Genomic DNA, 3,081 nt, shown 5'->3' with positions numbered 1-3,081 from the left:
GTGGACATCGTCTCCACCACGAACGGCGCGAGCCCCGGCACCGGTTCCAGCGCGTGCACGAAACCGGAGAGGTACCTCGGGAACGCCGGCACCACCAGCGGGTTACCCAGCAGTTCGGCGCAGCGCTGCCGCAGCTCGGCCAGCGGCAGCAGACCGAGCTGGTGCCGGGCCGCCCAGAGCAGGGCGACCTTCGCCGGGCTCTCCGGATGGGACTGGGCCACCGCGAGTTCGAGCTGGGACCTGTCGCAGCCCAGCGACAGCGCCAGGCTCTCCATGCTGAACAGGAAGCCGAGCATCGCCCCGACCTGCCGGACCCCGGTCTCCTCCTCGACGAACGCGGTCGGCAACAGGGTGCAGTAGTGCGCGTACCCGGTCGTCACGAACGCCTCGCACCAGGCCGGCAGGGTCGGCGCGGTGGCCCGGTGGTGGGCCAGCAACCGGCGGATGCGCCGCAGCACCTCCGGGGCGTCGTCCACCGTGCGTTCGGTGGACAGCAGTTCCACGGCCCGCGTGCCCAACTCGTCGACCAGCCGGGGGCTGTCCAGCAACCGGATGGCGTCCTCCACCGCGGCGAGGGCGCCGGCGGCCGTCGCGTCGGGGCCCCGGACCGACCGCCGCAGCCGCTGCTCCAGCACCTGCTCGACGGTCACCCCCTCGTAGCCCAGCTCGATCAGCGCCCGCTGGTGCCGGCCCAACGCGAGGTCCCAGCTCTCCTGGATCGACCGGTGCCCCAACCGGCGCTCACCCATGATCGGGCGGACCGCGTCGGCGGGCAGCAGGTGCCGCAGCATCCACAGCAGATCCGAGCAGCCGGCCAGCGCCGGGGTGGCGTGCAGGTCCAGCAGGGCCCGCTGGATGGTGCGCTTCTCCAGGTCCAGGCCGAGGGGTTGCAGCCGGTCGAGCACGTCGCGGGCCAGCGGTGGCAGGGCGTCGTAGCCGACCTGCCCGATCCGGTCCCCGCCGAGCAGGATCTCGCAGAGCCGTCGCACGTCCCGCCGACCCGGCACGACGTCCTTCTCGATGCAGGTCACCGCCGCGTCGGCGAAGTCGTACGGGGTGGGCCGGGCCCGGTTGCGCAACCCGGCCAGCAGGATCGACGTCTCGAACACCGCGATCGCGTCGGCCGTGCTGGCCAGGTACCCGTTGCGGCGGGCCAACCGGACGATGTCCACGCACCACCCGCGCAGCTCCGCCTCGTCCAGCCCGTCGAGCGCCGGTGGCGCGGCGAGGAACCCGGTGAGCCGGTCGGCGACCGGACCGGCCGGCGTGGCGACCGGCGGGGCGGCCTTCCGTTTGCCCCGCCCGCCCTTGACGCCCCGCTGACCGTCGAGCCGGTACGGGGCCAGTCCCGACCGGCCGACCGCCCGCGTCCAGTTGGCGGCGGCGATCGACACCGACCCCGGTGCCAGCCCGAACTGCGCCTCGATGGCCGAGTGGCTCGACGGGATCAGCCCGTACCGCCAGCGGGTGCCGGTGCGGGGGGTGATCGCGAAGTCCGGGGCGGGGGAGTCCAGGCCGAACTGCTCGACCCGGCTGGCGGCGTGGAACGCGCCGCACACGTAGAGACAGTCCGCCGGGTCGGCCCCGGACGCGGCGAGGTGCTCCCGCATCCGGGTCCACATGTAGCGCTCCCGGTCCTCGTCCCGGTCGGTACGGTCCGACCCGGCCGGCCGCAGCCGGCGGAACAGGCTGCCGATCAGCACCATCACCTGCCGGTAGGTGTCGTGGTCGGCGTCGGCGAGGGGACGCTCGACGTACTGGTCCCACCACTCCGACCAGTGCCGCACCTTGCCGTGGTGCAGCAGGTACGCCTCCAGCTCGGCGAACCGGGGCCGCAGGTCGCCGATCTCCACGCCGACCGCGTCGCCGTGCAGGGCCGACTGCTCCCCGGCCTCGCCGCCCGCCGTCTGCGGCGCGGTGTCGGCCGGCGCGTCGGTGGCCGCCGGGGCGTCGCCGCGCGGTGACCACTGGAAGACGTGGTCGGTGGAGCGGTCCACCAGCACCAGCTCCACCCCGGGTGTCTCCAGCGCGTACGCGATCGCCTGGTATTCGGCGGACGCCTCGGTGACCGGGGCGACGACGCTCAGCGGCCCCCACTCGGCGGGGAAGCCGTCCAGCTCGGAGGCGAACGCCTGCACCGCCACCGGCAGCCGACAGTTGCGCAGCTCGCCCAGGAGCGGCTGGAGATCCTCGCACAGCTCCAGGTAGATCACCTTGGGCTGCTTGTGCCGCAGCCGGCGGACCATCGCCAGCGCCGAGGCCGGCGAGTGGTGACAGACCGGGAAGATCTCCAACCGCTCGCCCAGCGCCCGGTCCACGTCGTCGACGATGCCGGCGAGGATGCCGGCCAGCGCGTCGGCGGAACCGGCGAACGTGGCCGCCGCGTCGGTGAGCTGCTCCCGCAGCGCCCCGAACGGTCCGGCGGTCGCGGGCGGGGCGGTGCCGGGCGGCGCGGCGGTGCCGGCGTCGGCGGTGGTCACGACAGCGAGGCGATCGCCTGGCGACCGCCGTCGAGGAAGCCGCCCCAGCCCTCGCCGTTCTTCTTGGCCCGGGGCTCCACCACGCCGTGCAGGTACTTGTTGAGGATCGCCAGGTCCTCCGGGCTGCGTCGGGCCAACGATCCCACCAGCGAGGAGGCCAGCGTCTCCACCCGCAGGGCCCGGTCGCCGAAGAACTGGCTGTGCAGGATGGCGTCCTCCAGCACCCCGATCTGCTCGGCGGTGGACAGCGCCGACTCCAGCTTCTCGTCGTCGCTGGTCGCCGACGCGGCGGCGGCCCGCAGGTCGGCGAAGCTCTGCAACAGGATGTCCAACAGGGTGGGCGGCACGTCCAGCTCGATGCGGTGCCGGCGTAGCAGTTCCTCGGTGCGGAACCGGACGATCTCCGCCTCGCTGCGCTTGTTGGTGACCACCGGGATGCGGACGAAGTTGAACCGGCGCTTCAACGCCGACGACAGGTCGTTGACGCCCCGGTCGCGGCTGTTCGCGGTGGCGATGATCGAGAAACCGGGCTGGGCGAAGACGATGTTGTCGTCGTTCAGCTCGGGGATGGAGACGTACTTCTCCGACAGGATGGAGATCA

Annotated in this window: 2 protein-coding genes; both read right to left on the bottom strand. The window is 73.2% G+C overall.

The annotated features are described in order from the left end of the window. Positions 1–2,480: DUF5682 family protein (locus ACOJTC_RS32935; RefSeq protein ID WP_420119809.1), on the bottom strand; the 2,480-nt coding region annotated here is incomplete at its 3' end. Next, positions 2,477–3,081, bottom strand: a 605-nt coding sequence (locus ACOJTC_RS32930) for an AAA family ATPase (RefSeq protein WP_420119808.1), incomplete at its 5' end; no start/stop codon positions are given. The genes ACOJTC_RS32930 and ACOJTC_RS32935, both read right to left, overlap by 4 nt.

The organism is Micromonospora sp. (assembly GCF_048594385.1).
GTDB classification, from domain to species: Bacteria; Actinomycetota; Actinomycetes; order Mycobacteriales; family Micromonosporaceae; genus Micromonospora; species Micromonospora wenchangensis.
This window is presented reverse-complemented; position numbering and strand designations above follow the sequence as displayed.